The sequence below is a fragment of the Azospirillum sp. P4_B5 genome (genome assembly GCF_056402275.1).
The window spans coordinates 51,176-70,321 of the sequence record NZ_JBFUHT010000018.1; the positions used below are offsets into that span (position 1 = coordinate 51,176).

Below are 19,146 nucleotides of genomic sequence, written 5' to 3' on the forward strand. Positions count from 1 at the left end.
TGCGCCCGCCCGTTGCGGTCTGCGCCATTGTTTTCGTTTCAAACGGTAGCCGAGGGTTCGACAGGCCGCAATACGAAAAAAGTGAAAGCGATACGAAAGGCCATGGCGCCGACACCCCTCCCTCGTTGGGGGAGCCGGTGAACTCCCGCGGCGCCGGCGGGTTATCCAGGCAACCGGAACCGGAGGATCGCGTGTTCGAGTGGATCGCAGACATGGTCGAAGGCGGCGGCTACGCCGGCATCGCGCTTCTGATGCTGCTGGAGAACGTCTTTCCGCCCATTCCATCGGAACTCATCATGCCGCTGGCCGGCTTCGTCGCGGCGCGCGGGGATCTCAGCCTGCCGCTGGTGGTTCTGGCGGGCACAATGGGTTCGGTGGCGGGAGCGCTGTTCTGGTACTACGCCGGGCGGTGGCTGGGCAGCGAGCGGCTGAAACGGTTGGCCGCCCGCCATGGCCGCTGGCTGACCGTGGCGCCCGCGCAGGTTGACGAGGCGACGGGCTGGTTCCGCCGGCACAGCGCGGCGTCGGTGCTGATCGGGCGCCTGATCCCGGCGGTGCGCACGCTGATCTCCGTTCCCGCCGGGATCGCCGGGATGGGGCTGGCCCGCTTCCTGGTCTATTCGACCGTCGGGACGGCGCTGTGGTCGCTGGTCCTGGCCGGGGCGGGTTATCTGCTGGAAGGCCAGTACGACAAGGTGTCGGGCTGGATGGACCCGGTGGCCAAGCTGGTCATCGCCGCCATCGCCGCCTGGTACGCCTACCGCGTCGCCACTTTCCGTCCGCAGGAGCAGAACTGACGGGGACATCCCCGTCAGTTTTCCCGAAACCGCTCGACCTCACTCCTTCGCATCGTCCTTTGAACCGCGGGTGGGCAGATCCTTGCGCTTCGCGGAGGCCATCTCCCGCAGGTCCTTTTCGCTCATCGATTTGGCCATCTCCTTCGAGGCACCGCGCAGGGCGGATTCCGGCTGCTCCCCACGCTTGGCCGCCAGTGCCGCGCCGGCGGCCATCTGCTGCTTCTTGGATTCCGCTTTGCTCATCATATCCCTCCTTCGGTGATGTGAACGCTCCTTCCACCAACAGGATTGGAGCGGATTCCGCTCCTGCGGGCCTATACCGCAACCTTTGGTGAATCCGCTGCGCCCTGCGTTCCGCCGTGATGGCATGACCTCTATCGGAACGGAATAACCACACATGGGTGTGCGCGAATTCGTTCCATATCCGTAATGCGGCTTTCCCGGTTGTCAGAATCTCTTTTAGTTGTATCATTCGTTGACAATCCCCCTTTTGGACGTATTTTTGGCGGCATAATCCCTTTTTGGGATGCATATGACGTTTCTGTAAAAGTTCGTCGCGAGTTTTCCCGTCGGATCATTGCAACGCCGAAGGAATTGTGGGGATTTCGATGCCCGACACCACGCCGCACCTCCCCGACGACCGCCTTCATCTGTCCAACGGTTTCGGGCCGGTCCGACTCTGGCCCGATCTTCGTTTGCACGAGGGATTCGAACGGCTTGCCGAGCGGCATCCCACCGCTCCGGCGGTGGTGACGGAGGCCGGCATCCTCGACTATGCCGGGTTGGACGCGGCGGCCAACGCTCTGGCCCACGCGCTGCTGGCGCTCGGGCTGGACAGGGAGGAGCCGGTCGGCGTTCTGGCGGAGCGGTCGGGCGATCTGCCGCAGGCCTTTCTGGGGATTCTCAAGGCGGGCGGCGTCTATGTGCCGATGGTCGCCGACCTGCCGCCGGAGCGGCTGGCGAACATGGCGCGGCAAGCGGGGATGCGGCTGCTGATCGCGCTGGATGGGCTGACCCCGCCGGACGCGCTGGCCGATGCCCTGTCCGTCAACGGCGGAACGGAGCGGCCGCAAGCCGTCCTGCGCCCCGAATCCCTGGACGGGGACAGCCGCGCCAAGTCCACGGAGCGCCCGAACCGGCCCGGTCCGGCAAATGGGCTGGGGGTCATACTCTTCACCTCCGGCTCCACCGGCCAGCCGAAGGGCGTGCTGATCCAGCACGACGCCTGCGTGAATCTGGCGCTCGGCCACACGGAAGCGCAGGGCGTCGGTCCGGGCGACCGGGTGCTGCTGTCCACCTCCCCCGGCTTCATCCTGGGTTTCCGGGAGTTGTGCCTGCCGCTGCTCTCCGGGGCCGCCTACGTCCCGGCCTCGCGCGCGCTGATCGACGATCCGGCGCGGTTGCTTGACCATATGGCCCGGCTGGGCGTGACCATCGCGCTGTTCACGCCGTCTTACCTGCGGCTTCTGCGCGGGGCGGTGCCGGCGGGTCTGCGCATGATCCTGACCGCCGGGGAGCGGCCGAACCCCGACGACGCGCGGCATTACGCCCGCCATCTCGACTATTGGAACATGCATGGCGCCACCGAGGTCTGCGGCACCATCTGCATGCACAAGGTGAGTCCCCGTGGCGACGGCCCGCTGCCCAGCGGACGGCCTTTCACCAACAATGCCGTTCATCTTCTGGACCGCCACGGCAACGAGGTCCCCGACGGCGAAGTCGGGGAGATCCACGTCGTCGGGCGGGGCGTTTCGCGCGGCTACCTGAACCAGCCCGACCTGTCGGCGGAGAATTTCGTCGAGACGCGCTTCGGGCGCGCCTACCGCACGCACGACCTGGGGCGCTGGAACGCGGACGGCGAGTTGGAGACGCTGGGCCGCGCCGACGACATGGTGAAGGTGTCCGGCCAGTCGGTGTCGCTGGGCGAGATCGAGCGGACCCTGCTGCGCCACCCGCTGGTCAGCCGCGCCGCCGCCCTTCAGCATCAGGGCCGCCTGACCGCCATTGTGGAAAGCACCGATCCGGAGGCGGCGCAGTCGGAAGACTGGCGCGCCTTCCTCGGCCGCAGCCTGCCCGCCTACATGGTGCCGGCGCGGGTCCGCGCCGTGGCGCGGATGCCGATCAGCTCCGCCGGAAAAACCGACCGCCGCGCCCTGCTGGCGCTCGCCGAAGAGGCATTGACCGCCGCGCGCGGCACGGGCGGAACGCCACCGCAAGGCGATCTGGAGCGGGCCATCGCCGCGGTGTGGGAGGAGGTGCTGGACACCCGCCCGGTGATGCGGGACGACCTGTTCTTCGCCATCGGCGGCACCAGCCTGCTCGCCATCGCGGTGGGCCAGCGCCTCCATACGCTCGGCCATCCGGTCACGGTGCCGGTGATCCTGGCCGCTCAGACGGTGGAGGCGTTGGCCCGCCGCATCGCGGAACAGACGGACGAGGACACCGCCCCGCCGGACCTGACCGATGGCCCCCCCACCGCCGGACAGGAGGATTTCTGGGTCGCCGCCAAGCTCGGCCTCGCCGCCGCCGGATCGCACGTCGTGCGCGTCCTGTCGGTGCGCGGCCCGGTTCCGGAGGTGGAGCGCTGGCGCGCCGCCTGGGTCGCCCTGCTGGAGCGCCACCCGGCCCTGCGCACCGCCTTCCACGCCGACGCCGACGGGCGGGTGCGCTGGCGCACGGTTCCCATCACCGCCCTGCCGCCCTCCGTCGGCTTTTCCATCGACCGCTGCCACGTCCCGGAGGAGGCGCGGGAACTGATCGCCGGCTACGCCGAGACGCCCTTCGCCCTGACCGAGGCGCCGCTGGCCCGCGCCGGCCTGATGTTTATCGAATCCGGCAATGAGACGCTGTTCTGGTTCGTGCTGCATCATGCCGTGGTGGACGGCCAGTCCGCCCACACGGTGCAGGAGGATGTCCTGGCCCTGCTGCTGGGCCACCCCCTGCCTCCGGCGCCGCACGGCATCGCGCTGGCCGCGCGGGACGAGGCGCGCCACCTCCGTTCCGACCGGGCGGCGCAGGACCGCGCCTTCTGGCAAGCCAGACTGGACGCCCTGCCCCCGGAGGCGTTCGAGGAGCTTCCGCTCGACCAGCCGCGTCCAACCACGCCCGGCGGGCGCTCCGCCCCGCCCCTGGCGGAGCGGCTGGACGCCGCGACCACCGCGGCCCTCACCGCCATCGCGAAGACGCAGGGCGTCGGCCTGCACGGCCTGCTTCTGGCGATCCTGGCGGCGGAGGCGCGGCGGCGCAGCGGACGGGCCGACCTGATCCTGGGCACCGGCGTTTCGTTGCGCCCCGCAGGAGCCGAGGACGCGGTCGGGCATTTCGTCAATCTCGTGCCGGTCGTCCTGCCCGGCGTCACCGGAGCGTTGGCCGGACAGGTTCGCGCCGCCCAGGACGCGCTGACCGAGGCGGTCGGACACGCCGGCCTGCCCGCCAACCTGATCCAGCGTGAATTCCGCCAGCGGCGCCCCGACGCGCAGCCGCCCGCCCGCCCCAACCTCTTCGCGGTGGCGCTGACCGCCAACCCGCCGCGAACCAGCATCGATCCGGCCAGCGGCCTGTCCCTGACCCCGCGCCGCCTGCCCGGTGCGCTCGCCCACCCCGCCGCCGGCCTCGACCTCGCCTTCAGCCACGAGCCGGTGACGGCGGAGGACGGCGAAGGGCTGGAACTGGCGCTGTTGTGGAATCCGGACGTTTATGCGGAGGACACCGCGCGCTCCTGGCTGGTCGGCTTCGCCGCCTGGGCGCGCTGGCTGGCCGCCGAACCGGCGCGGCTGGCGGCCCCGCTGCCCGCCCTGCTGCCGGAGGAGTCGGCCCTTCTGGAGCGCTGGGAGCATGGCAAGGAGCGTCCCCGTCCGGCCCACCGTGCCCATGAGCTGTTCGAAGAGATTGCCGCCCGCCAGCCGGACCGCCCCGCCGTGGTCACCCGCAGCGGCGTGCAGACCTATGGCGACCTGAACCGGGACGCCGACCGCATCGCCGCCGCCCTGCTCCGCTGCGGCGTGGCGCGGCAGGAGGCCGTAGCGGTGCTGACCGGCTGCGCGCCGGACCTGCCGGCGGCGGTGCTCGGCGTCTGGAAAGCGGGGGCGGCCTATCTGCCGCTGGCCCAGGATTTGCCGCCGGAGCGCATGGCCTATATGGTCCGCGACGCCGGCGTCCGGCTGCTGATCGCGCTGGACGGCCAGCCCGTCCCGCCCGCCCTGGCCGAAGCCGTGCCGACGCTGATCCGCCCGGAGATCCTGGAAGGCTCCGCCGCACCGACGGCTGTGGCCGGGGCGCCGGACGACCTCGCCTATATCATCTACACCTCCGGCACGACCGGACATCCGAAGGGCGTGGCGGTCCGGCACGCCGGTTTCATCAACGCCGCGCTCGCGACGGGGGAGACGGTCGGCCTGCGGGCGGACGACCGCATGGCGCTGGCGGCGACGCCGGGATTCGACGCGTCGCTGTGGGAACTCGGACTGGCGCTGCTGCACGGAATGGCTTTGGTTCCCGTGCCGCCGGACCTACGCGACGACCCCTGGGCGCTGAAGGACGCCTACGCGGCGTTGGGCGTCACCGTGGCTTTCCACGCGCCCTCCTACCTACGGGTCAGCCAGGAGAAGCCGTTCCGCGGCCTGCGCGTCCTGCTGACCGGCGGGGAGGCGCCGAACGCCGACGACGCCCGCCACCACGCCGCCGATCTCGCCTTCTGGAACGCCTACGGCCCCACGGAGGCGAGCATCCTCGCGTCCATGGGCCGCATTCTGCCGAACAGTGGACGCGGCGGGCCGGTGCCCGCCGGGCGCCCGCTGCCCAACMCCCGCGTCACGCTGCGCCGTCCGGACGGCACGCCGGTTCCGCCCGGCCTGCCGGGGGAACTGTGGCTGGGCGGGGTGGGCCTCGCCCGCGGCTATCTCAACAACCCGGAGCTGACCGCCCGCGCCTTCGTCGAGACGGCGGAGGGCCGCTTCTACCGCACCGGCGACCTGGGGCGCTGGACAGCGGACGGGCAACTGATCCTGTGCGGCCGCATCGACCATCAGGTGAAGCTGCACGGCCAGCGCGTCGAGCTTGCCGAGATCGAGCAGGACCTGCTGGCCCACCCCGCCGCCGCGCAGGCCGTCGTCCTGGTGGACGCCGCGGCGGAGGGCACCAAGGCGCTGCGCGCCTTCGTCCGCGCCAAGGACGGCGCCGCCCTGCCCGACGAGGAGGCATGGCGCGCCTTCCTCGCCGATCGCCTGCCCGCTTTCATGGTGCCGGCCAGCGTGACGGCGGTGGACAGCATTCCCCTGACGCCCGCGGGCAAGATCGACCGCGACGCCCTGCTCCGCCTCGCCCATGCACAGGGCCACGCCGCCACGGCGGAGCGGCAGGCGCCGCAGGACGAACTCGAACGCCGCATCGCCGCCCTGTGGGGCGGTCTGCTGGGTGAGGAGGTCGCGCGCAGCGACAACTTCTTCGCGCTCGGCGGCAACAGCCTGCTGGCGGTGACCGTCGCGCACCGGCTGTCGCAGGAGCTGGGCGTGACCGTCCCGGCGCGCGCCCTGTTCGCCGCCCCGACCTTGGCCGGCTTCGCCCGCAAGGTGGCGGAGTTGCGCGATGCGGAAACGCCGCAAGCCGACGCCGACGAATCCGACCTCGCCACCGAAGGCGAACGGGAGTTCTGGGTGGCCGAGGCGGCGGGGCTGGACACCCGGCCCTTCATCATCCCGGTGGTCCGCGCCGTGGACGGAGCGATGCCGGACGCGGCCCGCTGGTCGGACGCCTGGACAGCGCTCGTGGAGCGGCACGAGGCATTGCGCACGACCTTCGCGGAGGACGCCGAAGGACGGTTGCGCCGCTGCATCACCCCCACCATCGACGTCACTCCGGAACTGTCCAAGCAACCCGACCGCGCCGCGGCACTGGCCCACATCCGCGTGCGCCAGGGGCAGCCCTTCGCCATGGCCGAGGCGCCGCTGTGGCGGGCCGGGCTGGTGACCCCGGCGGACGGCGGTGCGCCGCTGTTCTGGATGGCGATGCACCACTCCATCGGCGACGGACGCTCGGTCGGCATCCTGCTGGAGGAATTGACCGCGTTGTTGGCGGGCAAGCTCCTGCCTCCTCTGCCCGCCCGCTACGCCGCCATGGCCGCCCGCGAGCGGCGTTATCTGGACAGCCCGGACCGAGCGGCGGACGAGGCCCATTGGCGGGAACACCTGTCCGCCCTGCCCGCCGAGGCGTTCGACGACTGGCCGCTCGACACGCCGCGCGCCGCCGGGGTCGCACCGGGCAGCCACCGCTTCGAGTTGCGGTTGGACCCGGCCACCGCCGCCGGGTTGAAGACCGTCGCCCGTCGGCACGAGGCCAGCCTGCACGCCGTCTTCCTGACCCTGCTAGCGCGGGAGGTGCGGCGGCGTACCGGGCGCGACGACTTCACCATCGGCACCACCGGCGATATTCGGGAAACCGCCGAAGATACGCGGGTTGTCGGCTATGGCGTGACCATGCTGCCGCTGGCTTTCCGGCCCGCTGCCGGGCTGCCTTTCGCAGCGGAGTTGCGCGCCACCCAGGCGGCTCTGGCTGGAGCGCTGCAACACGCCCGCCTGCCCTTCGCACGGATCTGCCACGGCTTCTGGGCGGATCGCCCGCAGCAGCGCGACCCGGCCCGCTACCCACTGTTCGACATCGCGGTGACGGAAAACCCGCAAGCCAGCCCCGTTCCCGGCCCGCTGCGCTTCGTCCGCCCCGATGGCGACGGGCTGGTCTATGAACGCACTGGCCATTCGCCGGGCCAGGACATGGTGCTGATACACGAAGGGCTGGCCGACGGCGGGCTGCTGCTGCAATGGCACGTCAACGCCGCGCTCTACGCCAAGGACACGGCGGAGCGCTGGTTCGAGGCGCTGGCCGGCTGGGCGCGCTGGCTGGGGGGCGATGCCGCCCGCGCCGAGGCGACGCCGCCCGTCCTGCTGCCGGAGGAAGAAGCCACTCTCGCTTCGTGGGAGCATGGTCCGGCGGCGGAGCGCCCTACGCTGCCCTTCCACGCGCTGTTCGAGCGGCTGATCGACCGCCCCGGCACCGGCCAGGGCGGACGCCCGGCGGTCATCGGTGCCGACCGCGTGTTGACCTACCGCGCCGTGGAGGCGGAAGCCAACGCCATCGCCCACGCCCTGTGGGGACGCGGGGTGGAGCGGGGCAGCGTGGTCGGCGTGCTGACCGGCCGCTCGCCGAACCTGCCCGCCGCGCTTCTCGGCGTGTGGAAAGCGGGCGCGGTCTATCTGCCGCTCGCCGCCGATCTGCCGGCGGAACGGCTGGCCTTCATCGCCGGGGACGCCGGGGCGGCACTGCTGCTGGCGCTGGACGGCGCGGCGGTGCCCGACGCGCTGTCCGCCCTGCCCGTTCTGCGCCCGGAAGACCTGTCCGCCGATTTCCGTACGGCGCACGCCCACCGTCCGCAAGCCGCGACCGGACCGGAGGACACCGCCTACATCCTCTACACCTCCGGCTCCACCGGTCGCCCCAAGGGCACGCCGGTCAGCCACGGCGCCTATGTGAACATGGTCTTGGGTGCCGTGGAAACCTTCGGTCTGACCGCCGAGGACCGGACGCTGATGTTCGCCTCGCCCTCCTTCGACGTGTCGCTGTCGGACATCGGCGTGCCGCTGGCCGCCGGGGCGGCGCTCTGCGCCGTTCCCTACGAGGTGCTGAGCGCGCCGGCACACCTGATCGCCTTCCTGGCGGAGCAGCGGGTGACCGTCGCCGACCTCACCCCGACCTATCTGCGCCTGTTCGACGGGGCGGAGCTGCCGTCGCTGCGCATCCTGGTGACCGGGGGCGAGGCGCCGCTGGCGGCCGACATCCGGGCGTACGCCGGGCGGCTGCGCTATTACAACGCCTACGGCCCGACCGAGAACACCATCACCAGCGCCATGGGGCTGCTCGGCGCGGAGGACCGGGGCTTCCTGCCCGTCGGGCGTCCGCTGCCCAACACGTCGGTCCACATCCGCGACGCGGCGGGCCGCCCGGTGCCGCCGGGGGCGGTGGGGGAGATCTGGCTGGGCGGCGCCAACCTCGCCCGCGGCTATCGGAACCGCCCGGAGCAGGAGGAGGCGGCCTTCATCGGGACGGGACGCGGGCGGCTCTACCGCTCCGGCGACCTCGGGCGCTGGCGCGCCGACGGCGAGTTGGAGGTGCTGGGCCGCATCGACGATCAGGTGAAACTGAACGGCATCCGCATCGAACTCGGCGAGATCGAACAGGCGCTGGGCGCCCACCCCGACATCGCGCAAGCCGTGGCCCTGGTGCAGGGCAAGGCCGGCGTCGCACAGAGCCTGTGGGCCTTCGTCCGCCCCATCCCCGGCAAGCCGGTCCCGGCCGAGGAGTCCTGGCGTGGTTGGCTGGCCGAGCGGCTGCCCGCCGTGATGATCCCGGCGGGGGTGATCGCGGTGGAGACGGTGCCGGTCACGGCGTCCGGCAAGGTGGACCGCGCGGCCCTGCAGGAACTGATCGCCGGCCGTGCTCCACAGGGTGCACAGATGGCGCCGCAAGGCCGGCTTGAGGAGACCGTCGCCCGCGTCTGGACGGAGCGGCTGGGCCGCGGCCCGGTCTGGCGCGACGACAATTTCTTCGCCCTCGGCGGCCACAGCCTGCTCGCCATCGCCGTCGCCCACGCGCTGGAGACGGAGCTGGGGCGCCCGGTCTCGGCTCGCGACCTGTTCACCGAACCGACCTTGTGCGGCTTCGCCGCCCGCCTCGCCGCCGCCGTTCCGACAACCACCCTGCCGGAGGCCGACTCCGACCGCGCGACGGAAGGCCAGCGGGAGTTCTGGGTGGCCGAGGAAGCCGCGCTGGACACCCGCGGCTTCACCATCCCCCTGACGCTGTCGGTGGAGGGCGACGTCCCGACCGACGACCGCTGGCAAGCCGCCTGGACCGCCCTCGCCGACCGGCACGAGGCGTTGCGCACCAGCTTCCAGGAGGACGGGGACGGCACGCTGCGCCGGACTGTCCATTTGACAACCGCCGGCCTGGAAACTGCGACGGCCTCCGACCGCGCCGCCGCGCTCGACCTCATCCGGGACCGCCAGACGGCACCCTTCGCCATGGCCGCTCCGCCGCTGTGGCGGGCCGGGCTGGTGCGGTCGGCGGACGGCAGCGGCGCCCTGTTCTGGCTGGCGCTGCACCATTCCATCGGTGACGGCCTGTCGCTCGGCCTGCTGGCCGACGACCTCGCGGCACTTCTGCGCGGGGAGTCCCTGCCCGACCGCGCGCCCGGCTTCGGCCGCTCCGCCGCGCGGGAGGAGGCCTATCTGGCTGGCGAGACTGCCCGCCAGGATGCCGAGCATTGGCACAGCCTGCTCGCCGGAATCGACCCCGCCGCTTTCGAAGAATGGCCGCTTGATAATCCCCGTCCGCCGGTGCGCAGCGCGGAGACGGCCAAGGGAAGCCATTGCCACCGCGTCCGCCTCGCCCCGGACGTGGCGGAGGCGTTGCGCGCCCTCGCCCGGCGCAACGGCGCCAGCCTGCACGCCCTGATGATGACCCTGATGGCGTGGGAGGTGCGGCGCCGCACAGGCCGGGCGGCGTTCCTGATGGGCACCGCCGCCTCCACCCGCGAAACGGCGGAGGAGGCGGGCGTCGTCGGCTACTATGTCAACATGCTGCCGGTGCCTTTCCGGGTGGACCGGAGCGAGCCGCTGGAACAGGCCGTCAAGGCCACGCAAAGCCGTCTGGCGGAAGCCTTGCGTCACGGCCGCCAGCCCTTCGCCCGCATCCACCAGGAGTTCCGGCGCCACCAGCCGCAGGCGCATCATCCCGCCCGCTACCCGCTGTTCGATCTGGCGGTGACGGAAAATCCGGCGATGGCCGCCCCAAGGGGTGACGGGCTTCGCTTCGCGGCCATCGACGCCTTCAACAGCGACGGCATCCATTACGAGCTGCGCCACAGCGCTCCCGCCCAGGACCTCGTCCTGGTGCATGAGGGGCAGGCGGACGGCGGGCTGGTCCTCCAGCTCTACGCCAACGCCGCCCTCTACGAGCGGGAAACCGCGCAGGCCTGGACCGCGGCGCTGGCCGGCTGGGCGCGGCGGCTGGCCGATCCGCAGCGAGTGCGGGGCGAACCGTTGCCCGCCCTGCTGCCGGACGAGGAGACGTTGCTCGCCGTGTGGGAGCGCGGTCCGGCGATGCCGCACCCGGTTCCCTGCTTCCACCACCAGTTCGCCGCGCTGGCGCGCTCGCAGCCGGATCGCCCAGCCCTCATCACCGATGACGGCGCGATCAGCTACGCCGCGATGAACGCCCGCGCCAACGCGCTGGCCCACGCGCTGCTGGCGCAGGGGGTGCGGACCGGTGACGCGGTCGGCGTCCTGACGGAGCGCTCGCCCGCCCTGCCCGAAGCGGTGCTGGCGATCTGGAAGGCCGGGGTCGCCTATCTGCCGCTGACCCGCGACCTGCCCGCGGATCGGCTGTCCTTCATCGCCCGCGACGCGGCCATCCGCGTCGTCGTGGCGCTGGACGGCCACCCTCTGCCCGACGCGCTGGCGCAGGCCGGATATGCGGTTCTCCGCCCGGAATCCCTGACCGAGGACTTCCGCGCCGCCCATTCCCATGAACCGGAGGCCGGGGAACGCAGCGGCCCCGGCGATCCCGCCTACATCATCCACACCTCGGGGTCCACCGGGGTGCCGAAGGGGGTCGTGCTGCATCATGGTGGGCTGCTGAACCTCGGCCTGTCGATGGCGCGGATGATGGGCGTCCAGCCGGACGAACGGACGCTCCTCAGCTCCTCCCCCTCCTTCGACGCCTGGATTTCCGATTCCGTGATGACCTGGGCGACCGGCGGCGCGCTGGTTCCAATCCGCCGCGCCGAGATGGACGACACCGCCGGGCTGCGCGCCAAGATGGAGCGGCTGGGCGTCACCTCCGCCACCCTGCCGCCCTCCTACCTGCGGCTGTTCGAGCAGGCGGACCTGCCGACCCTGCGCATCCTGATGACGGTGGGCGAGCCGCCCAACGCCGCCGACGCCCTGCACTACGCGGCGCGGCTGCGCTACATCAACGGCTACGGCCCAACCGAGAACACCGCCGCGGCCAGCATCGGCATCCTGTCCCCGGACTCGCCGTGGATGAGCGCCGGGCGCCCACTGCCCAACACCGCCATCCACATCCTGGACGAGGACGGCGAGCCGGTGCCCCCTGGCGCCATCGGCCATATCTGGCTGAGCGGCCTGGGGCTGGCCATCGGTTACCTGAACCGGCCCGACCTGACCGCCGCCGCCTTCGTCGAGACGGCGAAGGGCCGCCGCTACCGCACCGGCGACCTCGGCCGCTGGCTGCCCAATGGCGAACTGCTGGTGCTCGGCCGGTCGGACAGCCAAGTGAAGCTGCGCGGTCAGCGCGTAGAACTCGGCGAGATCGAGCACCGGCTGGAATCCTACCCCGGCGTGCAGCAGGCGGTGGCCCTGGTGGACACGCCGCCGGGCGGCACCCAGACGCTGTGGGCCTTCGTCAGCCTCGCGCCCGACGCCGCGGAGCCGACGCAAGCAGCCTGGACCGCCCATGCGGCGGCGGCGCTGCCCGCCTACATGGTGCCGGCGGCGGTGATCCGGGTGCCGGCGATCCCGGTGACGGTGGCCGGCAAGGTGGACCGCAAGGCGCTGCTGCAGGCGCTGGCCGACCACGCGCCCTCCGAAGGCACGGCCGCTGGCGCCTACACCCCGCCGCGCAACGCGGTGGAGCAGCGGGTGGCGGAGCTGTGGGCGGAGCAGCTCCAGCGGCCTGTTCCGGGGCGGGAGGCCGGCTTCTTCGAGCTGGGCGGCGACAGCCTGCGGGCGATCGCCGTGGTCAACCGCCTGCGCCGCGAATTCGCCTGCAAGATCAACGACCTCTACGAGGCGCCGGTGCTGGCGGATTTCGCGTTGCGCCTGCGGCCCCAGCCGGACCATCTGCACCGCGTCATCGCCGCCGTCCGATCCCATTGGCGGGACTATCAGGCGACCCTGCCCGCCTTCGACGCCGCCCGCGACCGGGCGCTGGCCGAGCAACAGCAAGCCTACGAGGTGCGCAACGCGGCCTACGACGCCTTCGACGGGACGGAGCGGCGGGATTATGGCGAGGTGCTGCTGACCGGCGCCACCGGCTATCTCGGCGCCTATCTGCTGCGGGAGCTTCTGTCCGATCCGGCGCGACGGGGGGTGACCGCCCTGGTCCGCGGGAGCGACGACGGGGCCGCCCAAGCCCGGCTGGGCCGCGTGCTGGCCGGCTACTTCGGGGCGGCGGGCGGGGCCGAGCTGATCGGCGATCCGCGCCTGACCGTGCGGGCCGGCGACCTGCGCCGCGACGGGCTGGGCCTCACAGCCACGGCGCACGGCGCACTGGCGGAGGAGCTGCGGGCGGTTTTCCACTGCGCCGCCAACGTCAACCATTTCGGCCATTACGCGGAGTTCCACGCCGACAATGTGGAGGCCACGCGCCGTCTCCTCGACCTCGCCGCCGCGCGGCGCGGCGACCCTGCGGACTTCCACCTGATCTCCACCCTGTCGGTCACCGGCAAGGCGCCGGAGGACGGCTTCAAATTGGTCACCGAGTACGACGCGGTGCCGGAGACGCTCGACGAGAACTACTACGTCCGCAGCAAGCAGGAGGCGGAACGGCTGGTCACGGCGGCGCGCGGCGACCTGCGCAACGCCAGCATCCACCGCGTCGGCAACGTCGTCTTCGCGGCGGAGGGCGGGCCGCTGCAGCTGAACCTGCGGGACAACGCCTTCTTCCGGCAATTGGCCGCCTTCGTGCGGCTGGGGGTGGTGCCCGACGATTCGCACGTCTGGCTGTGCCACGTCGATCGCGTGGCCCGCGCCGTGGCGTTGCTGGCCGGTGCCGCCGGCCTCGCCAACGAGACGCACCATGTGGAGAACAACCGCCGCGACACGCTGGCCGATTTCGTCACCTCGGCGGCGAGCATGGCTGGTGCTGTGCGGGCGGTCGGCTTCGACGCGCTGCTCGACCGGTTGGAGCGCGCCATCGGCGAACCCGACATGGACGGCGCCCTGGCCCAGACGCTGGAGGGCTTCGGGCTCTACAGCGGGCGCTCCCCCCAGGCGCGCGGCCGGCGGCAGGAGCTGACCTCCGAGCGCACGCAAGCGCTGCTTGGCCGCATGGGCTTCGGCTGGCCGCCGGTTCCCCGCGCCGGGCAGGCCGACATGCTGCGCGCCGCCGCGGACCTCTTCTCCCGATGAACGCCTGGGGACCTTTCATGCTGAACCACGTCCATGACCTGGGCTTCCGCTCCGGAGAATTCACCGTCGAGCCGTTGCCCGACGCAGAGACCGGGCGGGTCCTCGCCATCCTGGCCGCCCGCCATGGGACAGAGACCGATGCCGCGGCCCTCGTCCCGGACGGGCGGGAGGCCGAGCTGCGCGGCGAACTGGCGGAGGCCGCGCCCGGCCTGTCCGCCCTGGCCACGGCGATCCGCGACCGGCTGGAGACCAGCCACAGCGGCGTGCTGATCCGCCGCGCCCATCTCGGCCACCACGATCTCGACACCCGGCGCCGCTTGCTCTACGCGCTGGCCGTCGGCATCGGCGCGCCGACCGCGACCGACCGGATCGACCGCAAGGTGGTGTGGGACATCAAGCTCCGCCCCGAGCTGGTCCGCAGCGGTGGTGCCTCCACCTTCTCCGAGCACGCCGACGAGGCCGACTTCCACACCGACACCCAGTATTTCCCGAACCCCGAACGCTACATGCTGCTCTATTTCGCCCAGGCGGCGGCCTGCGGTGGCGGGCGGTCCAGCCTGCGCGACGCCCGTTGCGTCCGCGCGGCTCTGGCCGGCAGCGACAAAGGGCGCTGGGCGCTGGACCTGCTGTCGCGAACGGCGCTGCCCTTCCGCATCCCCGCCACCTTCACCCGCACCGGATCGCGGGACGCGGTCGAGGTGACCTTCGCCACCGTCTTCGGCGACCGCCCGCTCATCCGCTTCCGCACCGACACGCTGCGCCGCGGGCTGGCCGCCCGTCCGGAGCACGACACGCCGGAGGTCCGCCGCGCGCTCGCCATCCTCCAGGCGGAGTTGCACAACCCGGCCCGGCGGCTGGAGACCTTCCTGGAGTCCGACAGCCTGCTGGCGATGAACAACCACGAGGCGCTTCATGGGCGCGGCGCCTTCGCCGACCCGGAGCGTCACGCGCTGCGCATCCGCATCGACGATGGCGCCCCGCAGGATTCCGCGCCGCAGGATCGGGCACGATGAACCTCCTCCGCCTGCTGGGACGGCTGGGACCGGCGCCGCTGCGCCGGCTGGTTCTCTACGCGCTGGGGTCGGCCCTCTTCTCCACGCTGGTGCTGGCATTGGTCAACCGCGGGGCGGAGGAGATCGCCGCGGAGAAGGCCGATTTCGTCAACGTGCCGCTCGCCGCCGCCTTCGTCGTCAGTGTCCTCCTCTATATGCTTCTGGAAGGCCGCATGGTCGCCCACCTGTCGGCGGACGCGGAGGAGGTGGTGGACAGCCTGCGCATGCGGCTGCTCGACCAGATCCGCCGCGCCGACCTGTGGAAGCTGGAGCGTTTCGGCCAGACCCCTCTGTTCGAAAGCGTGACGCAGAGCAGCCAGCTTATCTCGCAGAACTCGCAGTTCCTGGCGCTGACGGTGCGTTCGGTCCTGCTGACCGGAACGATCCTGCTCTACATCGCCACCATCTCGCCGGTCGCCTTCCTGCTGATCGGCGGGCTGCTCGGCGCCGGGACGTGGTTCTACATCCGGCTGGGCCGCGCGCTGGAGGAGCGGCAGCGCGCCATGATGGCGGAGGAGGCCGCCCTGTTCGAAGGCGTGTCGGACCTGTTCGACGGCTTCAAGGAACAGCGGCTGAACAGCGCCCGCAGCCGCGATCTGAACGCCGCCTTCGGCACCGTGTCCGGCCGCACCACCACGGCCCGCGGCGCGGTTCATCTGCACACCTGGCAGCAGTTCGTGTTCGGCGAATGCGCCTTCAACCTGATGCTGGGCGTGGTCGTCTTCGTCGTGCCGTCCTACTCCAGTGCCATCTCGGCGGAGCTGGTGAAGATCACCGCCGCCATCTTCTTCATGTCGGCCCCGGTCTTCGGACTGATGCAGTCGCTGGCGGTGATGAGCGCCGCGGAGGCCGCCGCCGGGCGCATGATGGCTCTGGAGGGCCAGCTCGCCGCGTTGGCGGAGGCCGGGAGCGACGGCCCCACCCTGCCGGTGCCGGTCAACTTCGCGGACGTGCGGATGGAGGGGGTGGAGTTCGCCTTCCCCGCCCCGCCGGGCGAGCCACCCTTCGCGGTCGGCCCCTTCGACCTGACCATCCGGCGCGGCGAGGTGATCTTCATCACCGGGGGCAACGGGTCCGGCAAATCGACCTTCATCAAGCTGCTGACCGGCCTCTACCACCCGCTGCGCGGGCGGATCACGGTGGACGGGGTGCCGGTCGGGCCGCAGCGCATCGCCGCCTACCGCGAGCTGATGGCGACCGTCTTCGCCGATTTCCACCTGTTCGCCCGCCTCTACGGCCAGGACGCCATCAACCCTGTGGAGGCCGCCGAGCTGATGCGCTGGATGGAGATGGAGCGGGTGACGGCCCTGGACGGCGACCGCTTCGGGCGGCGCGACCTGTCGGCCGGGCAGCGCAAGCGGCTGGGTCTTGTCGCCGCGATCCTGGAGAAGGCGCCGATCCTGATCCTCGACGAATGGGCGGCCGACCAGGACCCGCATTTCCGCTTCAAGTTCTACCGGGAGGTCGTGCCGGAGTTGAAGCGGCGCGGCCTGACCATCGTGGCAGTGACCCATGACGACCATTACTTTGACGTCGCCGACCGCCGCCTGCACATGGAGGAAGGCCAACTGACCGAACTCGCCCATAGGACGGAGGGCGTGGCATGAGGCTGGCCGCCATCGTCCTGCGCGAGCTTCCGGAGAATCTGCGCGCGCTCGCCCTGATGAACGTCCTGTCGGCGATCGCGACCGCGGCGCTGCTCTGGCTGGTCGACGCCGCCGCCAAGGACGCCGCCAAGGGAATCATCAGCCCGCGGCTTCTGGTGATGTACGCGGTCACGGTGACGCTGTTCGGGGTGACCCACAATTACGCGCTGGTCACCGCGTCCCAGGACGCCGAGCGGCTGATCCACAAGATACGCCTGCGCCTTTTCGATCTGGTGCGCCGCGCCGACCTCGTGACCGTGGACCGCATCGGGCGGGCGTCACTGCACGGCGTGCTGACCCAGGACACCCAGACGCTGGCCCAGACCCTGCCGCTTCTGGCGATCGGCGGGCAGCAGGCGGTGATGCTGGTCTTCCTGGCGGTCTATCTGGCCTGGCTGTCGCCGCTGGCCTGCGTGATGGCCTTCACCTTCGCCGGGATCGCCGTGGCCGTGAAGGTCGCGCGGGTGCAGCGCCTGCGCCGCAGCATGGTGGAGGCGGCAGCGGCCGAGACGCGCGTCTTCGACGGGCTGACCGACCTGCTGCGCGGCTTCAAGGAGGTGCGCATGAACCGCCGCCGCGGCGACGGGCTGATCCGCGACCTCGCCGACGCCTCGTCCAGGGCGCGGGCGGTGAATGTCGACATGAAGGAGCGGTGGGGTCGCAACTTCGCGCTGGTCGAGGCGATGTTCTACACGCTGATCGGCATGATGGTCTTCGTCGTACCGCTGTTCACCACCGGCTATCACGAGGTGGTGGTGGCGGCGACCACGGCGGCGCTGTTCATCGTCGGGCCGGTCAGCACCGTCTCCTTCGTCACACCGTTGGTCGCCCAGACCGAGATGGCCCTGTCCAACATCGAGGCGATGGAGGAGCGGCTGCGCACCGCCGCCGGAAGCGCCCCGGACGAAGGGGCGGAGCGGCTGCCCGGCCCGCCCGCCAGCGTCGCGCTGAAGGATGCCAGCTTCGCCTATCACGACGGCGAGGGCACACCGGTCTTCGCGGTCGGGCCGCTGTCGGCGGAATTCCGTGCGGGCGAGATCACCTTTGTCACCGGCGGCAACGGCTCCGGCAAATCCACCATGCTGCGCCTGCTGACCGGGCTGATGCCGTTGAGCGGCGGCGAGCTGCTCGCCGACGGGGAGCCGGTGCCGGCGGAGCGGATGCAGAGTTACCGCGACATGATCTCCGCCATCTTCTCCGACCATCACCTGTCGCGCCGCCTCTACGGCGTGGCCGACCCCGACCCGGCGCGCGTCAGCGCCCTGCTGGAACGGCTGGAGATGCAGGACAAGGTGACGGTCGCCGACGGCGGCTTCAGCACGGTCGCCCTGTCCACCGGCCAGCGCAAGCGCCTCGCCCTCGTGGTCGCGCAATTGGAGGACAAGCCGGTCATCGTGCTGGACGAATGGGCCGCCGACCAGGACCCGCATTTCCGCCGCGTCTTCTACGAGGAGCTGCTGCCGGAGCTGAAGGCGTTGGGCAAGATCGTGATCTGCGTGACCCATGACGAGCGCTGGTTCGGCCTCGCCGACCGCGTCTATCACATGAACGAGGGCCGCATCGAGGAAGGCCACGCCCACCATCACCTGTTCGCGCTGGAGCCGGCGTGATGGCACCGCCTCTCTCCCCCTGGCTGCAAGGTTTCCGGCTGGGGCCGGCGCCGCGCCGCACCCTGGTCTGCTTCCCCTACGCCGGGGCCGGCGCCGCCGTCTTCCGAGACTGGGCGGCGGACGTCGGGCCGGACACGGAGCTGCTGGCCGTGCGCCTGCCGGGACGGGAGACCCGCATCGGCGAGCCGCCGCTGCGCCGGGTGGAGGACGCCGTGCCCGCCCTGCTGTCCGCGCTGGAACCGCTGGGGAACCGCCCGCTGATCCTGTTCGGCCACTCCCTGGGCGCAGCGCTGGCCTACGCAACCGCGCGTGCACTGGTGGCGCTGGGCCGCCCGCCCGTCCTGCTGGCCGTGTCGGGGCGTCGGGCGCCGCACCGGACGTCGCAGCGTTCACCCGTCCACGGGCTGGACGAGGCGACCTTCCGCACCCGCCTCGCCGCGCTGGGCGGCACACCGCCCGAGGTGCTGGCCTGCGACGATCTGATGGCGCTGATGCTGCCCATGCTGCGGGCCGATTTCGCCATGTCGGACGCCTTCCTCGGACCCGATCCGCCGCCGCTTTCGGTGCCGATCCTGGCTTTCGCCGGGACGGAGGACACCGAGGCCACGGTGGAGGAGGTCGCCGGCTGGGAACGGCTGGCCGGGGTAGGCTTCACACTGCGCACGCTTCCCGGCGGCCATTTCTTCCTGCACGGGCAGCGCGCGTCGATTGTCCGATATCTAACGGAGGACAGTTTTTGAAACACCCATTGAGCGCTGAAATTCTTTTTGATGGCAAATCCTTTGACGGAAACAACCGCATTCGTTAGCCCATATGACGGTGCCGCCGGCAATCACCGGCGG

Annotated in this window: 7 protein-coding genes; 6 read left to right on the forward strand and 1 reads right to left on the reverse strand. The window is 71.5% G+C overall.

Features of this window, described 5'->3' with window-relative positions:
• Positions 1-191 precede the first annotated feature (191 nt).
• A complete protein-coding gene (locus AC1DVI_RS15320; protein ID WP_476958676.1) occupies positions 192-797 on the forward strand; it encodes a DedA family protein in 606 nt (201 codons plus the stop codon).
• 39 nt (positions 798-836) lie between these two features.
• Here the strand turns inward: AC1DVI_RS15320 and AC1DVI_RS15325 are convergent, their stop codons facing one another.
• A complete protein-coding gene (locus AC1DVI_RS15325; RefSeq protein ID WP_476958677.1) occupies positions 837-1,040 on the reverse strand; it encodes a DUF3008 family protein in 204 nt (67 codons plus the stop codon).
• 365 nt (positions 1,041-1,405) lie between these two features.
• Here AC1DVI_RS15325 and AC1DVI_RS15330 point away from each other — a divergent pair, with 365 nt between their 5' ends.
• From AC1DVI_RS15330 to AC1DVI_RS15350, 5 genes are read left to right on the forward strand one after another with little or no spacing between them, the layout of a single operon-like run.
• Positions 1,406-13,996, forward strand: a complete 12,591-nt coding sequence (locus AC1DVI_RS15330; protein WP_476958678.1) for an amino acid adenylation domain-containing protein — start codon at positions 1,406-1,408, stop codon at positions 13,994-13,996.
• Positions 13,997-14,013: 17 nt separating this feature from the next.
• Positions 14,014-15,009 (forward strand): TauD/TfdA family dioxygenase, encoded by a 996-nt coding sequence (locus tag AC1DVI_RS15335; protein WP_476958679.1) that lies wholly within the window; start codon positions 14,014-14,016, stop codon positions 15,007-15,009.
• A complete protein-coding gene (locus AC1DVI_RS15340; protein WP_476958680.1) occupies positions 15,006-16,655 on the forward strand; it encodes an ATP-binding cassette domain-containing protein in 1,650 nt (549 codons plus the stop codon). Before AC1DVI_RS15335 ends, AC1DVI_RS15340 begins: the two co-directional genes overlap by 4 nt.
• On the forward strand, positions 16,652-18,304 hold the full coding sequence (locus AC1DVI_RS15345) for a cyclic peptide export ABC transporter (RefSeq protein WP_476958681.1): 1,653 nt from the start codon (positions 16,652-16,654) through the stop codon (positions 18,302-18,304). Before AC1DVI_RS15340 ends, AC1DVI_RS15345 begins: the two co-directional genes overlap by 4 nt.
• Positions 18,304-19,044 carry a thioesterase II family protein gene (locus AC1DVI_RS15350; protein ID WP_476958682.1) on the forward strand — a complete coding sequence of 247 codons (741 nt, stop codon included), beginning with the start codon at positions 18,304-18,306 and terminating at the stop codon, positions 19,042-19,044. Before AC1DVI_RS15345 ends, AC1DVI_RS15350 begins: the two co-directional genes overlap by 1 nt.
• Positions 19,045-19,146: the final 102 nt, after the last annotated feature.